The 1,420-nt window shown below is 58.9% G+C and carries 1 protein-coding gene; it reads right to left on the bottom strand.

Translation table 11 applies throughout. The annotated features are described in order from the left end of the window. Positions 1-32: 32 nt before the first annotated feature. A partial coding sequence (locus CZ674_RS04685) for an IS30 family transposase (protein WP_456151133.1) occupies positions 33-1,420 on the bottom strand: 1,388 nt, incomplete at its 5' end.

Genomic DNA, 1,420 nt, shown 5'->3' with positions numbered 1-1,420 from the left:
CTTGGATTCCAGTGGTCGTTGCAACACGCGCTTTAAGACGCTTCTAGTAAAGCAGCCATCCGCTCGGCGGGTGTGTCCCACCCCAGCGCCTTTCGCGGCCTGTCGTTGAGTTCGTGAGCGACCATGCCCAGTTCCTCAGGGGTGTGCCCGGAGAGATCGGTGCCCTTCGGGAAATATTGTCGGAGGAGCCCATTTGTGTTTTCGTTGCTGCCGCGTTGCCAGGGAGATCCTGGGTCAGCAAAGTAGACATCAAAATTCGTTGCAGTACTGAAGGATCGATGCTCGGACATCTCTGCTCCCTGGTCCCAGGTCAGGGTTCTTCGTAAGGAAGATGGGAGATGTTTGACGGTCGCGATGAGTGAGTCTCGGACTGCTTCAGCGCTGCGTTCGCGCCCGAGGTGACCCAGCAATACGAATCGTGTGGAGCGTTCGACCAGGGTAGCGATTGCAGAGCCGTTCAGAGTCCCGATGATGAGGTCGCCTTCCCAGTGCCCAGGTATCTCCCGGGATTCGACTTCAGTCGGTCGCTTGGTGATCGCGTTTGTCGGGTCGACGAACCGAGGGCGGCGGGCGTCAGGTTGCCGATGTGCTTTACGTGCGGCCCGGCCGCGTCGTAGCTGTCTGCTGAGTTCTCGTGTGAGCTCTCCGCGGGCGTGGACGTAGATCGCCTGATAGATCGTTTCGGTGCTCACACGCATCTCCGTCTTGTTGGGGAAGTCCTTCACCAGTCGTTGGCTGATCTGTTGCGGTGACCACTTTTTCGTCAGATTCGACTGCACATATGAGAAGAGGGCGTTATTGGCGAGCAGTTTCGGTTGTCTTTGTCGTGTTCGTCGCCGGACCGATAGCCGGTGCGCAGTGTGGGGTAGGTAGCCCCTCGTAGAGACCGTGTTCCGTTTCAGTTCGCGGCTGATCGTGGACGGGGACCGTCCCATCTCTGACGCGATCTGACGCATGGATAGTCCGGCACGTCTGAGATCCTGCAACCTTTCACGCTCGAGAACGCTGAGATATCGAGGATCAATGATCCTCTCGACGAGGTTCAAGTCAACGCTGCCGCCGATAGCGCGGGATCTTCGTTCAGGCACCACTCCAGTGTCGCGTTCAGGGTAACGAACGACGCGACCATCGGGATAGATTCGTCCACGCTTGATAATGGTGATGCCTTTGTCCCAGTCAGTGGCCGACCTCGCGTCAGCGCCGACCTCGGTCCTGGCCTGAGCACGTGTCAGCCCCGCAGCTCGCAGACGGAGGAACTCCTCGCGGCGTGGATTTACCCGGCGCGCTTCGCTCGTTGAGATGCCAGCTTTTCGCGCCCAGGCATACGCGGTGGGTTTGTGAATCCCCAGTTCACGGGCGACCGTCGAGATGATCTGGCGCTCACGAACAAGCTTCAGGAACTCGGCTTTCAGATCAGCAG

Source organism: Agrococcus casei LMG 22410, assembly GCF_900163565.1.
In the GTDB taxonomy this organism is placed as follows: domain Bacteria; phylum Actinomycetota; class Actinomycetes; order Actinomycetales; family Microbacteriaceae; genus Agrococcus; species Agrococcus casei.
This window is presented reverse-complemented; position numbering and strand designations above follow the sequence as displayed.